16 protein-coding genes are annotated in these 19,386 nt (G+C 60.3%); 12 read left to right on the forward strand and 4 right to left on the reverse strand.

The window, feature by feature from the left end:
* Positions 1-6: 6 nt before the first annotated feature.
* Together ACR0K9_RS02140 and ACR0K9_RS02145 are read right to left on the reverse strand one after the other, a co-directional pair.
* Positions 7-3,801 carry an efflux RND transporter permease subunit gene (locus tag ACR0K9_RS02140; RefSeq protein WP_480820382.1) on the reverse strand — a complete coding sequence of 1,265 codons (3,795 nt, stop codon included), beginning with the start codon at positions 3,799-3,801 and terminating at the stop codon, positions 7-9.
* Positions 3,798-5,027: an efflux RND transporter periplasmic adaptor subunit gene (locus tag ACR0K9_RS02145; protein WP_480531644.1), complete on the reverse strand. Its 1,230-nt coding sequence runs from the start codon at positions 5,025-5,027 to the stop codon at positions 3,798-3,800. The genes ACR0K9_RS02140 and ACR0K9_RS02145 overlap by 4 nt, the downstream gene beginning before the upstream one ends.
* 225 nt (positions 5,028-5,252) lie before the next feature.
* Between ACR0K9_RS02145 and ACR0K9_RS02150 the strand changes: the two genes are divergently transcribed.
* From ACR0K9_RS02150 to ACR0K9_RS02170, 5 genes are all read left to right on the forward strand, one after another.
* Positions 5,253-5,924, forward strand: a complete 672-nt coding sequence (locus ACR0K9_RS02150) for a hypothetical protein (RefSeq protein WP_480820384.1) — start codon at positions 5,253-5,255, stop codon at positions 5,922-5,924.
* Positions 5,925-5,966: 42 nt separating this feature from the next.
* Complete coding sequence (locus ACR0K9_RS02155) at positions 5,967-7,289, forward strand: PQQ-like beta-propeller repeat protein (RefSeq protein WP_480820386.1); 1,323 nt, start codon at positions 5,967-5,969, stop codon at positions 7,287-7,289.
* 49 nt (positions 7,290-7,338) lie between these two features.
* Entirely contained in the window at positions 7,339-8,802 is a 1,464-nt protein-coding gene (der, locus tag ACR0K9_RS02160) for a ribosome biogenesis GTPase Der (protein WP_480820388.1), read from the forward strand.
* A gap of 165 nt (positions 8,803-8,967) precedes the next feature.
* Positions 8,968-9,954 (forward strand): fatty acid desaturase, encoded by a 987-nt coding sequence (locus ACR0K9_RS02165; protein WP_480820390.1) that lies wholly within the window; start codon positions 8,968-8,970, stop codon positions 9,952-9,954.
* A 90-nt stretch (positions 9,955-10,044) separates the two neighbouring features.
* Positions 10,045-10,632, forward strand: coding sequence for a helix-hairpin-helix domain-containing protein (locus ACR0K9_RS02170; protein ID WP_480820392.1), 588 nt, complete (start codon positions 10,045-10,047; stop codon positions 10,630-10,632).
* A 52-nt stretch (positions 10,633-10,684) separates the two neighbouring features.
* Here ACR0K9_RS02170 and serS read toward each other — a convergent pair whose 3' ends face one another.
* Positions 10,685-11,977: a serine--tRNA ligase gene (gene serS, locus ACR0K9_RS02175; protein WP_480820394.1), complete on the reverse strand. Its 1,293-nt coding sequence runs from the start codon at positions 11,975-11,977 to the stop codon at positions 10,685-10,687.
* 70 nt (positions 11,978-12,047) lie between these two features.
* Entirely contained in the window at positions 12,048-13,712 is a 1,665-nt protein-coding gene (locus ACR0K9_RS02180) for a mechanosensitive ion channel family protein (protein WP_480820396.1), read from the reverse strand.
* A gap of 192 nt (positions 13,713-13,904) precedes the next feature.
* Here ACR0K9_RS02180 and yajC point away from each other — a divergent pair, with 192 nt between their 5' ends.
* From yajC to ccmB, 7 genes are all read left to right on the forward strand, one after another.
* Positions 13,905-14,192: a preprotein translocase subunit YajC gene (gene yajC, locus ACR0K9_RS02185; RefSeq protein WP_170325331.1), complete on the forward strand. Its 288-nt coding sequence runs from the start codon at positions 13,905-13,907 to the stop codon at positions 14,190-14,192.
* A gap of 33 nt (positions 14,193-14,225) precedes the next feature.
* Positions 14,226-15,887 carry a protein translocase subunit SecD gene (secD, locus tag ACR0K9_RS02190; protein ID WP_480820398.1) on the forward strand — a complete coding sequence of 554 codons (1,662 nt, stop codon included), beginning with the start codon at positions 14,226-14,228 and terminating at the stop codon, positions 15,885-15,887.
* 1 nt (position 15,888) lies between these two features.
* Complete coding sequence (gene secF / locus ACR0K9_RS02195; protein ID WP_480820400.1) at positions 15,889-16,857, forward strand: protein translocase subunit SecF; 969 nt, start codon at positions 15,889-15,891, stop codon at positions 16,855-16,857.
* Positions 16,850-17,596 carry a sulfite exporter TauE/SafE family protein gene (locus ACR0K9_RS02200; protein ID WP_480820402.1) on the forward strand — a complete coding sequence of 249 codons (747 nt, stop codon included), beginning with the start codon at positions 16,850-16,852 and terminating at the stop codon, positions 17,594-17,596. Before secF ends, ACR0K9_RS02200 begins: the two co-directional genes overlap by 8 nt.
* A gap of 9 nt (positions 17,597-17,605) precedes the next feature.
* Positions 17,606-17,959, forward strand: a complete 354-nt coding sequence (locus tag ACR0K9_RS02205; protein WP_480531665.1) for an Mth938-like domain-containing protein — start codon at positions 17,606-17,608, stop codon at positions 17,957-17,959.
* A gap of 144 nt (positions 17,960-18,103) precedes the next feature.
* Positions 18,104-18,718, forward strand: coding sequence for a heme ABC exporter ATP-binding protein CcmA (gene ccmA, locus ACR0K9_RS02210; RefSeq protein ID WP_480820404.1), 615 nt, complete (start codon positions 18,104-18,106; stop codon positions 18,716-18,718).
* A complete protein-coding gene (ccmB, locus tag ACR0K9_RS02215) occupies positions 18,715-19,371 on the forward strand; it encodes a heme exporter protein CcmB (RefSeq protein WP_480531669.1) in 657 nt (218 codons plus the stop codon). The genes ccmA and ccmB overlap by 4 nt, the downstream gene beginning before the upstream one ends.
* The last annotated feature ends 15 nt before the right edge of the window (positions 19,372-19,386 follow it).

Raw genomic sequence — 19,386 nt, forward strand, 5'->3', positions numbered from 1 at the left:
ATCGTGTTATTCAGCTGCTTTAAGCGGTGGTCCCGGCGGTTGATCCGGGTCCTGTTTGACCTCGGTCGCGGCGCTCTCATTCCACACAATCTCGGTCGCCTGCATGTCGCGCGCGCTTTGACCAATGGTCATGTCCTGCGCGATCTTGCCTGAGCGTCCCTGTGTGGCCCGCGCCAGCGCCTTGCCGCCCCAGATCGCATAGGTCGTCACCCAAACCCGCAGCGCCAGCAGCGAGGGCGTCACGATCAGCGTCAGCACCGTCGCGGTGCCCAGACCGAACACCACCGCAGTGGCCAACTGCTTCCACCACAGCGCCGTTGGACTGTCGATCGAATAGCCGCCATTGATGAAGTCCAGCGACAGACCGAACATCATCGGCGTCAGACCGGCCATGGTGGTCAGAGTGGTTAGCAGAACGGGACGAATGCGTGCCTCGGCTGTGCGGACGATGGCCTCGATCCGGGGCATGTAGCGGCTGTATTCCTGATAGGTATCGATCAGAACAATATTGTTGTTCACCACGATCCCGGCCAGCGCCACGATGCCTGTCCCGGTCATGATGATCGAGAAAGGCTGTTGCATCACCATCATACCGATCAGCACACCGGTGGTCGAAAGCACAACAGCCAACAGTACCAGCACCGAGTTGAAGAACGAGTTGAACTGGGCCAGCAGGATCACGAACATCAGACCCAATGCGGCAAGGAATGCGCTGGACAGGAAGGCCTGGCTTTCGGCCTGATCTTCCTGATCCCCGGTCCATTCCCAAGAGATGGTGCGACCAAACGGATCGGTCTGCAGCCATTCTGTCAGCACCGCAATCCGCTCGTTCGGGTTGATCAGGGCAAAACTGGCGCTGCCATCCTCGATGCTTGCACGCAACTGACCGACATTCTCAGCACCGGTCAGTTGCACCAGCTCATAGTCGCTGCCATCAGGTCCAGTAATGACCGCATTGTCAGGAGTCGCACCTTCGATCAGCGGACGCACAACGGCCAGCCGCTCTTGGCTGCCATCCGGACCATCGGTCACAACCTTGCTCAGACCCGGCTCAACATCGGCTTTCACATCATAGTACCGCTCCTGATCGACACGGTTGATCTCTGCCAGTTTAGCGACCGGCTGGCGGGTCACGAAGTTTGACAGCGGCACCAGACCGTCCGGCGTGCGGACCTTGAGTGTATCAAGCGTCGACAGCACTCGGTCCTGATCGGGCAGGCGGACGCGAATCTCGATCTCTTCATCAGTCGAATCCGGGCGCATCTCACCCAGCAAGATGCCGCGGGTCACAAGCTGTACCATCGCACCAACGGTGGCGACGTCGGCACCAAATCGACCGGCCTTGGCGACATCCACGTCGATCTGCCAGTCAATACCCGGCAGGGGCAGGGTGTCTTCGATCTTGATCAGTCCGGGGGTCTGTTCGAACGCCTCACGTGCGGCGAGAGTGGAGGTGGTCAGCTCTTCCCATCCGTCGCCCTTGATGCGCAGGTGGACAGGTTTGGCCGATGCAGGACCCTGTTCCAGCGCCTGAATATCAACGATGAAGCCAGGAAGAGTTGCCAGTTCTGCCGTCAGTTCGTCCAGAACATAGTTGCCGTCATATTCTGCTGCGACCACTTCCTTTTCAAAACCGAGCAAGCCAGCAATCGGCCCCCAGAACCAACCGGTGATTTGCTCGGAACTGTTCGGGCGATCTTCCCAGGGAATAAGCTCGAACTGAACCCGGCCGATGGTGTCCGCGGGGGCTTCGGCGCCGCCATTGTTCTGATTGAGCCCACCTTCGCCCGCAAAGGCAAATACGTTGATGACAGACGGGTGCGCTGCAATGACCTCCTCGGTGGCCATTACCATTTCATCCTTTTCCCGCAGCGACAGGTTGCCCCGTGCCCGCACATAGGCTGTGGCCTGTTCGGGTTCGCTTTCGACAAAGAACTCGACACCGCGGTTGTTCTCTCCAAAGGCGGTCATGACGCTGATGACGGCGAAACCGACCACAGCAATCGACACGATTGGCATGATCGGATTGCCGACCAGGAATTTGACCACATAGCCGAACGGCGTGTGCTCCTTGGCCGTATGCACATGATCATCCGGCGCGCGCTGGATCTTGGCCGCGCTCAGCGTGACCGAACCCGCAAAGGCACCGAAGAGGAACATCAGCGCCCCGGCAATCGCGCCGCCGGGCAGCAGATAACCGGGATTCAGCATCTGCATCGCGCCGAGGAAGATCATATAGAGCGATGGCGGCACCAAGAGCGCGCGCAGCCACCAGGGCGCGCGTGCGCGCAGCCAGTTGGAACTGCGCTCGAAACTGCGGCTCATCCGGCCCGATACGCCGCCCACGACCGGAAGATAGAGCAGTGCTACGATCAGCGAGGCGGACAGAACGAAAATCAGCGTGATCGGCAGCATCTTCATGAACTCGCCGGGAATGCCGGGCCAGAACAGCATCGGAAGGAAGGCGCATAAGGTCGTGGCAGTCGACGAGACAATCGGCCAGAACATCCGTTGCGCAGCCTCGACATAGGCGTGCATCGGACCGACGCCTTCTTTGATGCGCTTGTCGGCGTATTCCACCACAACGATGGCACCATCGACCAGCATGCCCACGGCAAGGATCAGACCGAACATCACCATGTTCGAGATTGTGACCCCGATCATCGCCAGAAAGGCAAAACACAGCAGGAAGGACGTCGGAATTGCAAAGCCCACCAGCAACGCGGCGCGTGTCCCCAGCGACGCCAGAACCACGATCATCACCAGTGCCACGGCGGTCAGGACCGAGCCTTCAAGTTGACGCACCATTGAATCAACGATGCGGCTCTGGTCGTTCGAGGTGCCCACATCAACAGCGGCCTGCAACTCGGCTGGCCATTTGGTCTGGGCCTCGGCGACGGTGGCTTTGATCAGCGCGACCGTGTCGATCAGATTGTAGCCCTTGCGCTTGACCACCTGCAGCGCGACGGTGGGTTCCCCGTTGAACCGGGCCGTGCCTGCGCGGTCCTCGAAGGTATAGTTGATCTCGGCCAGTTCACCCAGGGTGACCACGCGGTCGCCATTGACCTTGACCGGCAGGCCATAGACGTCCTGCGCGGTTTTGAAGGACGAGGGGATCTTGACCGAGAACGTTCCCTGCTCGGTCTCGACCTCACCGGCGGCAATCAACTGGTTGTTGTTCTTCACCACATTGATCAATTCGGCGGCGGTGACGTTGTAAGCCTCCAGCCGCAGCGGATCGATCACGACCTCAAGCATCTCGTCGCGGTTACCGGCGATACCGGCTTCAAGCACCGCATCCAACGCTTCAAGCTCGTCCTGCAGGTCTTTGGCAACACGCGCCATAGTGCGTTCGGGCACCGGGCCGGTCAGGTTGACGATGACGATAGGGAACTCCGAGAAGTTGACCTCGGTAATCGTGTATTGCTCGGCCCCATCCGGGAATTCGGCCTGTGCGCTGTTCATGGCGTCGCGCACATCCGCGATGGTGGCGGATTTGTCCCAACCGAACTCGAACTCCAGCAGTATGCCCGCGTAGCTCTCGGCGGCGGTGGCGGTCATCTTGTCCAGCCCGTCGAGATCGGCCATCTCTGTTTCCATCGGCTTGATCAGCAGGCTTTCGCTGTCCTCGGCTGAAATGCCCGGAAATTGCACCGAGACGAACAGCATCGGGATGTCGATGTCCGGTTCACCTTCTTTCGGCAGGCCGACATATGCGTATCCGCCGATAACCAGCGAGATCGCGATGAAGGCCAGAACCATTCTGGCCCGACCAGCGGCCCAACTGACAATGCCCGTCATTGCGAAGCTTCCCTGTAGGTCGGGGCGACGGTCACGCCACGAGTGACGAATTCCTGCCCGATCACGATGACATCAGCGGTTTCCGGCAAGCCGCCGACCCAGACACCTTCGGCGGTGTCGCGCAGCAAGCGGATGGGTACGAAGTCCACGACATTGCCCGCGCCCACGGTGCGCACACCCAACTGGCCTTCATTGTTCAGCGTCAGGGCTGATTGCGGCAGCAGATGCGCTTTGACGCCCTCGGCGGCGATCTGGATGTTTGCGGTCTGGCCATCCCGGATCAGCAATTCCGGGTTGGGAACGGTGATTTCTACCTCGAAGGTCCGTGTCGTTTCATCCGCCGAACGGCTGAGGAAGGTCACGCGCCCTTCGACCTGCAATCCGGTAACCAGTTGCGCCGACGCCATCGAGCCGACGATGATCCGGTTGACCTCGGTCTCAGGTACGAAGCCGACCAGCTTGATCGGGTCCAGCTGGATTACGGTCGCGCAGAGCGAACCGGGCTGCATCAGGCTGCCAAGTTCGGCTGTGTCGCTTTCCAGCAGCCCCTTGAACGGCGCTTCGATGGTCAGGCGGTCGATCTCGCGCTGTGCCGCGGCGACCGCTGCGGTGGCGGCTTCGATCCCGGCCTGCGTTGCTTCCAGCCCGGCTTCGGCAGATTTGATACCAGCTTTGGCTGAGCTCATCTCGGCCTCGCTTGAGATACGGCGGGTTTCCGACCCGAACCCGGTTTCCGACAGTTTGCGCGCGGCGGTCAGGTTGATCTCGGCCTCGGCCAGACGCGCGTGCGCCTCTTGCAGGCGCGCTTCGGCCTCGGGCACGCGGCTTTGGGCCTCCAGCTTCGCGGCTTTCGCCTCGGCAAGGCTTGCGGGGCGGGTGCCCGGATCAAGCTCACACAGCAGATCGCCGGTTTCGACGAAGGCACCCTTGCGCTTGGGTTCGGACACGACGGTCGAAATCGTCTCGGCCAGCACCTCGACCTGACGGTTGGCCTTGGTCTGTCCGCGCAGTTGCACAGCGCTGCCAATCTCGCGCGCGGATGACCGCAAGGCGACGACACCGATGACATCGGCAACCTGCGCCGGAGTGGCTTCCGTGGCGTCAACTGATGTCTCTGTCTGCTCGTCACCACGACCGGCAAAGGCAAACAGCGCGTCGCGCTCAAACACAAGGAAATACAATGCGACGATAACCAATACGGCGTTGATGAATGAAATCAAACGCATGCGGTGTCTTCTCCAGATCTGATCGCCCACCCGGGTGCGGCGTCTATGCCTTGAAATGGGGTCGGGTCCGTGGCTTTTCCATACTGAACTGAATAGTTCGGTTTAGTTTTTTACGCAAGACCCGGGGGCAACTGCGCAAATGTGTGAATTCGGGCACTTGGCTTGGCCCGATGGCCGGGGTATGACATGGCGCTAGAAAACCGGACTGAAGCCTGAGAGGCAGGGATGAGCGACACCGACAGTTTTATTGATGAGGTCACCGAAGAGGTGCGCCGGGATCGCATGTTCCTGCTCTTGCGTCGCTGGGGGTGGGTCGGTGTGGTCGCCGTTGTTGCCATCGTCGGTGGGGCAGCGTTCAACGAATACCGCAAGGCCCGGGACACGGGCCAGGCCGAAGCGCTGGGGGATGCGATCCTGTCTGCGCTGGCCGAAAACGGTTCGGCTGAACGGGCGACCAGCCTGCAATCGGTCGGGACGCAATCAGCTGGCGGAGACGCGGTTCTGAACATGCTGCTGTCGGCCGCGCAGGTCGAGGCCGGGTCCGAGCAGGACGCCGTGAACAGCCTGAACGCCATCGCAACGCAGGGTGATCTGCCCGAAATCTATCGCGCAATTGCAAGTTTCAAAGCGCTGTTGCTGCAGACAGACACGATGCCGGTTGCCGACCGCCGTCAGCAATTCGAAGCGCTTGCGACGCCGGGCGCGCCCATGCGGCTGTTGGCCGAAGAACAGCTGGCTTTGATCGATGTTTCCGAGGGCGACACACAGGCTGCGCTGGATCGGTTGCAGGCGCTGCGTCAGGACGCAGAAGCCGGCATTGATCTGCAGCAACGTGCGGCGCAGTTGATCGTAGCGCTGGGCGGCAAGCCCGAGCCCGTTGCCCAACAACAAGGCTGACGCGGCGGCGAAACAGACTATCACAGGCGAGTTCATTTGATCATGGTTACACGTTACTTCTCACGCTTTGGATTGCCGGTTGCGGCGATTGCCCTGACCGCGCTGAGCGCCTGTCAGGAACCCGAGGTCATTCTGCCGGGCGAACGGGAAGATATTCGTCCTGCCATCGACAACGAAACGGTTGAGACGCGCGGGGCCAAGCCGATCAGTGTTCCGGCCCAAAGCCGGAACGCCAGCTGGGCGCAAAGCCCTGGCACCCCGGCGTTTCGGACCACAAACGCGGCACTCAGTTCGACGCCCCAACGAATCTGGTCGACCAATATCGGAAGCGGCGATAGCCGCAAACAACGCATCACCGCCGATCCGGTTGTTGCGGGCGGGCTGATCTATACGCTTGATTCCGGTGCCAATGTCTCGGCGGTAACGCCTCAAGGGCAGGTCGCCTGGAGCACGAATCTGATCCCGGCCACCGAGAAAGAGGCGGACGCCACCGGAGGCGGACTCGCCTATGCTGATGGGGTCCTTTACGTCTCATCCGGGTTTGGCCGCCTGACTGCGCTGGACGCCAAAACGGGGGCGCAGAGATGGCAAAAGCGCCTGAACGCGACCGGCAGCGGCGCGCCTTTGGTCAATGGTGGTATCCTATATCTGGTTGCCGGGGATGAAACCGGCTGGGCGGTGAACACCAAGGATGGCCGGATCATCTGGCAGATCGATGGCACACCAAGCGTTGGTAACGTTCTGGGCGCACCTGCGCCGGTCATTGCGTCAGAGTTTTCGGTCTTCGCCTTTGGCTCTGGCGATGTCGCGGCGACCTTCCGTCGTGGCGGCATCCTGCGCTGGAATGCGTCGGTCGCGGGCGGGCGCCGTGGTCGCGCATCGGCGCAGATCGTGGATGTGACCGCAGGGCCGATGGTGTCTGGCAATGCAATCCTGATCGGCAACCACTCGGGCCGCACCGTTTCGTTCGACGTCGATTCCGGCGAGCGGAACTGGACCGCGCCCGAAGGTGCCGTCGATACGGTCTGGCCCGCCGGAAACAGCGTCTTTCTGATCAGCGACCGCAGCCAGCTGGTGCGGTTGAACGCAGCGGACGGGGCCATTGTCTGGGCCATCGACCTGCCCGGCTTTGTCAAGGACCGACCGGGACGCCGCGGACCGATCTTTGCCCATTACGGCCCGATCATGGCTGGCGGACGGTTGGTCGTGGCCTCGAATGACGGTTATCTGCGCTTCTTCAATCCTGTCGACGGCGCGCTGGTGCATCAGGTTGAAGTGCCGGGTGGCGCGACGACAGCACCGGTTGTGGCGGGTCAGACGCTCTATGTCGTGTCGACCAAGGGTGAACTGCACGCTTTCCGTTGACGACAAGATGCGTTAAAGGGCGCATCTTGAGTCTTGAAAGTTTGAAATCATGTCGCTGACCCTCGCCATCGTGGGGCGCCCGAATGTGGGCAAATCCACTCTGTTCAATCGCCTCGTGGGCAAACGTCTGGCTTTGGTCGACGACCAGCCCGGCGTGACGCGTGACCTGCGCGAAGGCGAAGGGCGTCTGGGTGATCTGCGCTTTACCGTGATCGATACCGCGGGTCTTGAGGATGCCACCGATGACAGCCTGCAGGGCCGGATGCGCCGCCTGACCGAGCGTGCGGTGGACATGGCCGATGTCTGCCTGTTCATGATCGACGCGCGTGTGGGCCTGACGCCCACCGATGAGATGTTTGCAGAGATTCTGCGCAAACGGTCCAAACATGTGATCCTTGCCGCCAACAAGGCCGAAGGCTCGGCAGCGGATGCCGGGGTTCTTGAAGCGTATAACCTCGGTCTCGGTGAGCCTGTGCGCCTGTCGGGTGAACACGGCGAAGGGATGACCGACCTTTACGCGCAACTGATGCCTCTGGCCGATGCCGCCGAGGAAGCGCGGGCCGATGAAACGCCGCAAACCGATATCGAACTGGATGAAGACGGTGAGGGCGAAGCCCCGCTGATCACGGCTGACAAACCCTTGCAGGTGGCTGTGGTTGGTCGCCCGAATGCGGGCAAGTCCACCCTGATCAACAAGATCATCGGCGAAGACCGCCTGCTGACCGGTCCCGAAGCCGGCATCACCCGCGATGCGATCAGCCTGCGGATCGACTGGGCCGACCCGGATGGTGGCAGCACTCCGATGCGGATTTTCGACACTGCGGGTATGCGCAAGAAGGCGAAAGTGCAGGAGAAGCTGGAAAAGCTCTCGGTGTCAGACGGCTTGCGCGCGGTCAAGTTCGCCGAAGTAGTGGTGGTCCTGCTGGACGCGGCGATTCCGTTTGAGCAGCAGGATCTGCGCATTGCCGATCTGGCCGAGCGTGAAGGCCGCGCCGTGGTTGTCGCCGTCAACAAATGGGACATCGAAGAGGACAAGCAGGAAAAACTGCGTGACCTGAAAGAGTCCTTCGAGCGCCTGCTGCCACAACTGCGTGGCGCGCCCTTGATCACCGTCTCTGCCAAAACAGGCCGGGGGTTGGAGCGTCTGCGCGCGGCCATCCTGCGGGCCCATGACGTCTGGAACCGCCGTGTTCCGACGGCTGCGCTGAACCGCTGGCTGACCGCGATGCTGGAACAGCACCCGCCGCCAGCGCCGCAGGGCCGCCGGATCAAGCTGCGCTATATGACACAGGCCAAGACCCGCCCGCCGGGATTCGTGGTTATGTGCTCGCATCCCGACAAGATGCCCGAAAGCTATAACCGCTATCTGGTCAACGGCCTGCGCGAAGATTTCGACATGCCGGGCACCCCGATCCGGCTGACGCTGCGCGGGCAGGGGGACAAGAACCCCTATAAGGGACGCCGCAAGAAAAACGCAGGCGCCCTGGCCAAGCATCTAAAGGGACGCGCGTAACTGCGCTAATTTGCAGCGTTTTCAGACAGGGGGCGTGACAGCCCCTTTTTCGCGCGCTAGCATTCACGAGCGTGCATTTGTTTCGTGCGCAGCTTGTCTGCGGGATTTCCGCACATAATTTTTTGGGAACAGATAATAACCGGACCACCCTAGGGAGCGGGCGCGATGGATCTGAGGGAATATACAAGACAATACGCGGTGCAGGACAACCGGCTTGCCGCGCTCAGCTATTTCGGAACATTCGTAGTGTATTTCGCATCGCTGACCCTGGCGATCGTTTATGTCGACCGCTGGTATGTCATGATCCCGGCGGGGATCGTTTTTGCCTTCTCGGCTGTGCGTCTTTACGTGCTGCAGCATGATTGCGGACATCATTCCCTGTTCGAGACGCGGCAGCAAAACGAATGGGCGGGCCATGGGCTGTCGCCGTTTACCTTCGCACCATTCGAAGTGATGAAACAGAATCACAATCTGCACCATGCCGGGATCGGCAATCTTGAACATCGTGAGACCGGCGAAATTCATACCATGACGCTGCGCGAGTGGAACAGCTCGGATTGGAAAAAACGTTTGTTCTACAGGCTTTACCGCAATCCCTTCATTCTGGTTCCCGTGGGCGCGCTGTTTACCTATTTCATTCGCTATCGCTGGCCCAAGAACACCGTTCGCTTCGGCGTGATGGGCGTGCTGCTGCACAACCTGTCGATCGTCGTGTTTCTGGGGCTGCTTTATCTGATCGCGGGCAGCACGGGTATTCTGGTCTGGCTGGTGTTTTCACTGCTGGGCGGGATGCTGGGCGTGTTTCTGGTGTATCTGCAGCATAATTTCGAGGACACCTATTGGGATCGTCGCCCCGATCTGGACCCGCAACTTGCGGCGTTGCAGGGGTCATCAGCGCTGGATTTCGGATGGTGGTTTGACAATGCGGTGGCGTGCATCACATTGCATGACATCCACCATTTCAACGCGCGTATCCCGTCCTACCGGCTGCGCGCCTGCCACTATAACCTGCCGCCCGAATATACCCCGCGCCGGATCAAATTCCCCGAGGCGGTAGCGGCGCTGAACCTGAAACTGTGGGATGAAGAGGCCAAACGTCTGGTCCCGTTCCCCAAATGGCCACAGGGGCAGGGGCTGGTTCAGACCGGCTGATGAAGGCCTGAGGCAATCGGCCTGATGCTCTTGTCGGGGTTTGCAGGCCATGTATGTACAAGCATAAGGGACGACAGGAAAGGACCCGCAATGACTGCAGTTTCTGATGTGCGCGGTGTGGGACCGGCGCTGGCACAAGCGCTGAGCGCAAACGGCTTCAAGACGGCTGCGGCTGTTGCAAATGCCAAGCCCGAAGATTTGGCTAAGGTACCGCGTATCGGCACTGCGCGGGCGACAGTCCTGATTGCCGCCGCAAAAGAGGCGGTGGCTAAACCGACCCCGGCCAAGGCTCCTGCACGCCGGGCTCCCAACCGAAAACCCCCGGCGCGTCGTGCATCCGTGCGCAGTACAGCAGCTGCGAAGAAAGCCGATGCCGAGCGTAAGGCCAGGGCTGAACGAGAGGCAGCGGAAAAGCGCGCTGCGGCAGAGCTGGCAGCGGCTGAGGCCAAGGCGAAAAAGAAGGCGAAAGCCAAGGCCAAGGCCGAGAAGGCCGCCCGGAAGAAATCCGAGATGGAGGCCGTCTTCTCCAAAGCCAAGGAAAAGGTCAAAGAGAAAGCCAAGAAGGACAAGAAGTCCAAAGGCGACGGCAAAAAGAAGGCCGATAAGAAGAAGTCGGACAAGAAGAAGGCCGACAAGAAATCCAGCAAAAAGAAGAACAAGAAAAAGGCGAAGAAGTAATACCTTCTCCGCCGTGGTTTATCCAACCGGCACCATTTGAGTGCCGGTTTTATTATGCCAGGGTGCCATCGGTCTGCAGGGTCAGCTTGCCGCCCAGATAGGGGGCCAGAACTTCGGGCAGGCTGACCGTGCCATCAGCGTTCTGCCCGTTCTCCAGCACCGCGATCAGGCAGCGCCCAACCGCAAGGCCCGATCCGTTCAGCGTGTGCACGTATTCCGGCTTGCCGCCACCTTCGGGGCGGAAACGGGCGTTCATCCGACGGGCCTGGAAATCACCGGTGGTCGAGACCGAGCTGATCTCGCGATATGTGTTCTGCCCGGGCAGCCAGGCTTCGATATCAAAGGTCCGCCGCGCGCCAAAGCCCATATCGCCCGTGCAAAGAACGACGGTGCGATAGGGGATGCCCATCTGCTCCAGCAGGTCTTCAGCACAGCGCAACATGCGCTTTTGCTCGTCATCAGACTTGTCCGGATGCGTGACCGAAACCATCTCGACCTTTTCGAACTGGTGCTGGCGCAGCATTCCGGCGGTATCCTTGCCCGCGCTGCCCGCCTCGGACCGGAAACAGACTGTGTGGGCCGTCATGCGGATGGGCAGGGCGCTTTCTTCCAGAATGTCACCGGATACAGAATAGGTCAGCGTGACTTCGGATGTCGGGATCAGCCACCAGCCATTTGTTGTCTGATAGCTGTCTTCGCCGAATTTCGGCAGTTTATCCGTGCCATACATCGCCTCGTCCCGCACCAGAACCGGCGTCTGCGTCTCGGTCAGCCCGTTTTTGTCGATATGTGTATCCAGCATGAATTGCGCCAGCGCCCGGTGAATGCGTGCCACGCCTTTGGTCAGGTTCACAAAACGGCTGCCGCTGGTTTTGGCTGCGGTTTCGAAATCCATCGCCGCAGCGACGGCGGGAATCTCATAGTGCTCTTTGGGGGTGAATGCGAAGTTTCGCGGAGTGCCCCAGCGGTTGACCTCGACATTATCGTCCTCATCTGCACCTTCCGGCACGTCCTCGGCCGGCAGGTTGGCGATGCGGGCCAGTTGATCGATCAACAGCGCGTCCAAATCTTTGGCTTCGGTCTGCATCCGAGCAATCTCGGCCTTTTTCTCGGCGACCAGAGCGCGCAGGCGTTCGAATTCAGCCTCATCGCCGCGTCCTTTGGCGGCGCCTACCTCTTTGCTGGCCTTATTCTGTTCGGCCTGAGCTGTCTCGGCGGCGAGAATCTTGGCCCGGCGGCTTTCGTCCAGCCTCAGCAGGTCTGACGACACCGGCGCGTCCCCACGGCGCGCAAGGGCGGCGTCGAAGGCGGCTGGGTTTTCGCGAATGGCGCGGATGTCGTGCATGGTTCAGATCCTTAAATGCGTGAATCACTGCAACCGCTTATGCACCATCTGAAAGGCGGGGTGTAGCACCTTAAGACTTATCCGTTTCCTCGTGGGTTTCATGTGCCAGATGGCCATCCCATTCCCCGACCGGGATTTTCGGCTCAGGCGGGTCGGCCATGTAGGACGGCGTCATGATCTGCACATTGTTCTCGTTGAATACGGCCACGATATTGCGATGCAGGTCCGAGCGGATTTTGGGAATACTGCTGCCCCGCGTTGTGAAACCGTTGATCTGATAATTGATCGCGTAATCGGCCAGCGCTGTCCATAAAACAAAGGGTTCAGGCTTGACCTTGATGCCCTTGGTGCGGTGGGCGGCCTCGATCAGCATCGCCTCGACCTTCTCGGGCGGTTCCTCATATCCGATACCGACAGTTGTATGTAACAACAGCCCATTGCCATCCGTTTTCTTCGAGAAATTCACCACATCCGAATTCATCAACTGGGCGTTGGGGATCGAGATCAACTCATTCTTGATCGATTTCAGATGCGTCTCCATCAGCTTGATACGCACCACGTCGCCGACATGTTCTCCGATCTGGATGCGATCCCCGATCGAGGTCGAGCGGCGGTAGATCACAAAGAGCCCCGCCAGCATGTTCGATACGACCGAGTTCGCGCCCAGCGACAGCATGGCACCGACCAGGATGGTCAGCCCCTGAAAGGCCGCAGAATCCGAGCCCGGAATATAGGGCACTGCAAAGACCAGGGCGATCAGGATCACGACGACCCGCGCGATGTTGAAAGTGGGGTTCACCCAATGCTTTTCGAAATCACCCATTTCGAACGAGCCCGCTTCGACCGCATCGAAGAACACGCGCATGCCGCGAATAATATACAGCGTTATCCAAGTGATAAGCACCAGCATGATCAGGTTCGGAATATAGCTGAGGACGCCCCTGAAGATCAGCAGAACCGGTTCGGTCAGATAGGTCAGCAGCAGCTGGGCGAAATACCGGGTTTCGGCAAAGGCCAGCAGCACGAAGGACAGGTAATAGTAAAAGCCGAGGAAAAAGATCACCAGCAGGATGAAATTCAGGCCATAGCGGATCAGCGCCGCAATGGCTTCTGCCTGCACGCTTTTGGCCGTCGCGGTTTCGACGTCTTTGAGATAGCGCTTGACCAGTTCCAAGGTGCGCCGCCGGATCCTGCGGTGCAGCCACAGGATGACCACGATGAACAACGCAAAGCCAAGGGTCCACGCGGCTGCCTCAATCGCGCCCGATACGCGCGCTTGCTCGGTGCGGTTTGCGCGGTAACTTTCGATCGACTGCTTGATTGCATCACCGTGCAACACGCTGAGAACGCTCAGATCCATCTGATCAAGTTCGGAATCCGCATCCGTGACGATGGATATCTGTACGCCGTTGGCAAAAATCCGGGTGCCGAATTCCGAATCTTCGAAAGTTATGGACACTTCCTTGGCGTCAGAGGCTTCGGCGACCTCAATGATCTTGTCCTGCACCCGCTCGGCGCGTTCCTGCGCCGGTAGCGCGCTGGAGCCGCGCAGATGGAACAGCGTATCGCCATCCACGATCACAGGCGCCTTGAACACATCTGACAGCGCCTCGTCGGCGGCGGGCGCTTCATTGGCTGCGTCCTGCGCCCAGGTTGGCAGCGCAAGCAGGCTGAGCCAGACAGCCGCAGCCAGCAGGCGGGTAAGTGTGCCAAGGGTTTGGATTGATTGAATCATTGGGCCTCCTGAGGGGCAACTATATCGAACGGGGACCGCCTGCCTAGAACATATCTGCAACGCCGTTCAGGAAACCTTGCGCGCCGATCCGGCAAAGGGGGCCGCCTTTGCTTGCAAACGCCCGATCCAAAGCATAGGTTCCCGCAAACTTTGCAGAGAGTCCTCTGCATCATCAGAACAAAGGAATATCCCATGGAAGGTGGCGCAATCGCCCAGTTTCTCCCGCTGATCCTGATCTTTGCGATCATGTATTTCCTGCTGATCCGTCCGCAGCAGAAAAAGATGAAGGAACATCAGGCCATGGTCGAGGCCGTGCGCCGGGGCGATCAGGTTGTCACCCAGGGTGGGCTGATCGGTAAAGTGTCGAAGGTCAAGGAAGGCGAGAACGAGATTGAGGTCGAGCTTGCCGAAAACGTCAAGGTGCGTGTGGTCAAATCGACCATCGCCCAGGTTCTGAACAAGACCGAACCTGCGAAGTAACTTCGCGCGACAATTCCTTGAAAAGGCAGGGTAATGCTGCAAATTGATACCTGGAAGCGGGTTCTGATCTGGTCGGTCTGTGTGATCGGCCTGCTCTTGGCCCTGCCGAATGCGTTTTACACGCGTGTTGAGCAATCCAACGATGCCAAGACCGCGATCGAGCTGGGCATCGACACGCCCGAGATGCAGGCTGAAGCCGGGCAATGGCCCAACTGGCTGCCGTCGTCTCTGGTCAACCTCGGGCTTGATTTGCGCGGCGGTGCGCATCTGCTGGCCGAGGTCAAGGTCGACGATGTCTACGAATCCCGGATGGAGGCGATGTGGCCCGAAATCCGCGACGCGCTGCGTGATGAACGCGCGACCGTTGGCACGATCCGCCGTCAGGACTCGGCTCCTGATCAGATTCGCCTGCGCATCAGCCAGCCCGAAGGCATGTCCCGCGCTTTGGAGGTTGTGCGCGGCCTGGCCCGTCAGGTGCAGACACTGACTGGGGCAGGGGCCACTGATATCGAGGCTTTCGCCGATGGAGACACCATCGTGGTGCAACTATCCGAGGCCGAGAAGCTGGCCTCGGATGACCGTACCGTGCGCCAGTCGCTGGAAATCATCCGCCGCCGGATCGATGAGGTCGGCACCCGGGAACCCACCATTCAGCGCCAGGGCGCAGACCGTATCCTGATCCAGGTGCCGGGCATTGGCAGCGCTGGTGAGTTGAAAGAGATCATCGGAACCACGGCTCAGCTGACGTTCAACCCTGTGGTTGGTCGCGGCTCTGATCCCGATGCGGTTCCGGGCATTGGTGAAAAGATCATTCCCTCGTTGGATGAAGACGGGGTCTATTACACTCTGGAATCTGCCCCCGTGGTAACCGGTGAAGAACTGGTCGATGCCCAACCCTCGTTCGATCAGAACGGTCGCCCGGCTGTCAGTTTCCGCTTCAATACCTCAGGCGCGCGCAAATTCGGCGACTACACGCTGGAAAATATCGGCGCACCCTTCGCTATTGTTCTGGATGATGAGGTGATCTCGGCCCCCGTGATCCAAAGCCACATTCCCGGCGGCTCGGGTATCATCACCGGCAATTTTACCGTTGAGGAAAGCACTAATCTGGCCGTTCTGCTGCGCGCAGGCGCATTGCCCGCCGGGTTGGATTTCCTTGAAGAGCGCACCATTGGTCCCGAACTGGGGCAGGATAGCATCGACGCGGGTAAGGTGGCGACCATTGTGGCCTTTGTCGCGGTACTGGCCTTCATGGCGCTCAGCTATGGTCTGTTCGGCCTCTTTGCCAATATCGCGCTGGTGCTGAATGTCGGCCTGTTGTTTGGCATGTTGTCACTGATCGGGGCCACGCTGACTCTGCCGGGGATCGCGGGTATCGTTCTGACCGTGGGTATGGCGGTGGACGCCAACGTGCTGATTTTCGAACGCATCCGCGAGGAACTGAAATCCGCCAAAGGCCCGGCACGTGCTATCGAGTTGGGCTATGAAAAGGCGCTGTCGGCTATTGTCGACGCCAACGTGACCACCTTCATCACTGCCGTGATCCTGTTTGCCATGGGCAGCGGCCCGGTGCGCGGCTTTGCCATCACGCTGGGTCTGGGCATCCTGACCTCGGCCTTCACCGCGATCTTCGTGACGCGCCTGATGGTCGTCATGTGGTTCGAACGCCGCCGTCCGAAAACGATCGAGGTTTGACATGAGACTGAAACTCGTACCGCAAGAGACCTCGTTCGATTTCTTCAGCCGCTGGAAGCTGTGGCTGGGAATCTCGGCCCTGTTGATGTTGATCAGCTTCGGGTCCTTCCTGCTGCAGGGACTGAACTTCGGCATCGACTTCCGCGGCGGGACCACGATCCGCACGCAAAGCGTGCAAGAGATCGACGTAGGTGCCTATCGCGATGCCATCGCGCCGCTGGAGCTGGGTGATGTGACCATTACCGAAATTTTCGATCCGACTTTCGGGCCGGACGAGAACGTGGCAATGATCCGTATTCAGGCGCAGGACGATGCCGAGGCGGTGTCGGCCGCAACAGTCACCGCGGTGGAGCAAGCGCTGCAAACGGTGGTCCCGGAAATCCAGTTCGTCTCGGTCGAATCCGTGGGCCCTAAGGTCTCGGGCGAACTGATCCAGACCGCGGTTATCGCGGTCGCTTTGGCGATTGGCGCGGTGCTTGTGTACATCTGGCTGCGCTTTGAATGGCAATTCGCGTTGGGTGCCGTGGCGGCACTGGTGCATGACGTGATTCTGACCATCGGCATCTTCTCGGAACTGCAAATCCGCTTTGATCTGGCCATCATCGCGGCCCTGCTGACCATTGTCGGCTATTCGCTGAACGACACCGTGGTGGTCTTTGACCGGGTGCGCGAGAACCTGCGGAAGTACAAGAAGAAAGACCTCAAAGAAGTCCTGAACATCTCGATCAACGAAACGCTCAGCCGAACGGTCATGACCTCGGTCACCACCCTGCTGGCGCTGATCTCGCTCTATGTGCTGGGCGGAGACGTCATCCGAGGCTTCGTCTTCGCGATGATCTGGGGCGTGATCGTCGGGACCTATTCATCGGTCTTTGTGGCCTCGACCATTCTGTTGTGGCTGGGGGTCAAACGCGACTGGTCGAAGCCGTCGAATACGGCGGGCAACCAGTTTGCCAATATCGATGCCTGAATATTTCGGCCAGACCCCAACCGGTCTGGCCGTTATCCTTTCCGCCGCCCTGATCGGAGGGATCGTGCGCGGCTTTTCCGGGTTTGGCACCGCCCTGATCTTCCTGCCGCTCGCCAGTCCCTATCTGGGCCCATTCGGCGCGATTATCGCGCTGACCATCATGGATATCTTCGGGCCGCTGCCGAACCTGCGCCGCGCCTGGGGAGCAGTCGACAAGGCCGACCTGACACGCCTGGTACTGGGATGTGCAGTGATCCTGCCACTTGGCCTGTGGCTGCTCACCCGTTCCGAACCGGAACTGTTTCGTTACCTCGTCAGCCTGATCTCGCTGTCGATGCTGACTGTGCTCATCTTGGGCTTGCGATATCGCGGCCGGGTGGGGCGGGGCATGGTCGCAGGGATCGGGGGTGCTGCGGGGTTTCTCGGTGGTGTCGCGGGTCTTCCGGGCCCGGCAGTCATCCTGTTCTATATGTCGCGTCCGCTTCCAGTTGCCGTGATCCGCGCCACGATCCTGCTGTTCCTCTTCGCTTTCGATTTCCTGATCCTCGGCTATCTCACCGGAATGGCGCGGGTCACCTTTGCAACTGCGGGAATGGGATTGCTGCTCGCCCTTCCCAACATTGCAGGCAACTGGCTAGGCGGCTGGATGTTCCGGCCCGAGCGGGAAAAGCTCTATCGCATCACGGCCTATCTGGTGATCGCGTCCGCGGCCTTGTCCGGACTGCCGCTTTGGGGTTAAAACCCCGCCATGCGCCTGAATGAGATCACTTACACCAATGCCCTGCCTGTCGACGGCTACGGCCCCGGCTTTTTTCGCGTTGGCGGACAGGTGCATGAAGGCCCAATCCTGACTGGCCCCACAGGTACGGCGCCATGGGGCGGTTATGCGGACGAAGACACGCTTCTGGCCTTGTCCGACCAGATCGACGTCCTGTTCATCGGCACCGGCAAAGACCTGACCCACATACCTGCCAACCTGCGCAAGACGCTGGAAGAGGCCGGTATCGGCGTCGAAATCATGAATTCCCCAGCCGCCTGCCGCACCTATAACGTGCTTCTGTCCGAAGGCCGTCGTGTCGCGCTGGCGCTGATCCCGGTCTAGGGATCCGTTCTTCATCTGGCTGAAAATATCCCGGGGAGCGCGAGGGGCTGGCCCCTCGCTCCGAACTTGCCAGACAACATCCCCCATCCACTCTGCGGCAATTCCGACCTTTTGCCCGCGCCCGCAATCCGCTAAGCGGGCGACATGACACTGACAGTAACCGATCTGGCCATCGCCCGAGGCGGCGTTCCCGTGCTTGAAGGGCTCAGCTTTTCGCTCTCCGGGGGAAAGGCGCTGATCCTGCGAGGGCCAAATGGGATCGGCAAGACGACCCTGCTGCGCACACTTGCTGGCCTGCAACCGCCGCTGGCCGGTCACATCGAAGGGGCCGAGGATCAGATCGCCTATGCTTCGCATTCTGATGGCCTGAAACCAACGCTGACAGTGTTCGAAAACCTCAGCTTCTGGGCCTCGGTCTTCGGAACACGAGGGATCCAAAACGCACTCGACGCTTTCGCCCTGAACGATTTGGCGGACCGGCACGCCGGAAACCTGTCGGCAGGACAAAAACGCCGCCTCGGGCTGGCGCGGATGTTGGTCACCGGACGACCGATATGGATGCTGGACGAACCGACTGTGTCTTTGGATAAAAACGCGGTGCAGATGTTCGCCGATGCCGTTCGCGCGCATCTGGGGCAGGGAGGGTCCGCGCTGATCGCCACCCATATCGACCTCGGCCTGGACGGAGAGGTTCTGGATGTCGGCCCCAATAAGGCCAAGCCCAAACCCATCGACGATTTCGACGGAGGCTTCCTGTGATCGCTCTGCTGCTGCGCGACCTGAAACTGGCCTTCCGCGCGGGCGGAGGATTTGGCCTGGGTCTGGCTTTCTTCCTGATCGTGACCGTACTGGTGCCTTTCTCGGTCGGTCCGCAATCTTCGCTGCTGTCCACCATCGCGCCGGGGGTGCTGTGGCTTGGCGCTCTGCTTGCGTGCCTGCTGTCCCTCGACCGCTTGCTGGCATTGGATTGGGAGGACGGCTCGCTCGACCTGCTTGCCACCGCGCCGCTGCCATTGGAATCCGTGGTCACCATCAAGGCGCTGGCCCATTGGCTGACAACCGGCCTGCCGCTGGTTCTGGCGGCGCCGTTTCTGGGTGTGTTGCTGAACCTGCCTGTGCCCGGTTTCTTTTGGCTGGTCATCTCGCTGCTGATCGGCACTCCGGCCATGAGCGTCATCGGCACTTTCGGCGCGGCCCTGACCGTCGGCCTGAAGCGCGGAGGACTGCTGTTGTCGCTGCTCGTCCTGCCGCTTTACGTCCCAACGCTGATTTTCGGGGCCGAGGTCGCCCGACGCGGGGCCACCGGGATGGAGACACAAACCCCGCTGCTTATGCTGGCCGGGATCACCGCCGCCACGGTTGCACTGCTGCCCTTTGCCAGCGCCGCCGTCCTGCGTATCAATCTCAGATGACCGGAACGATGATTG

The sequence above is a fragment of the Ruegeria sp. L12 genome, from assembly GCF_056531745.1.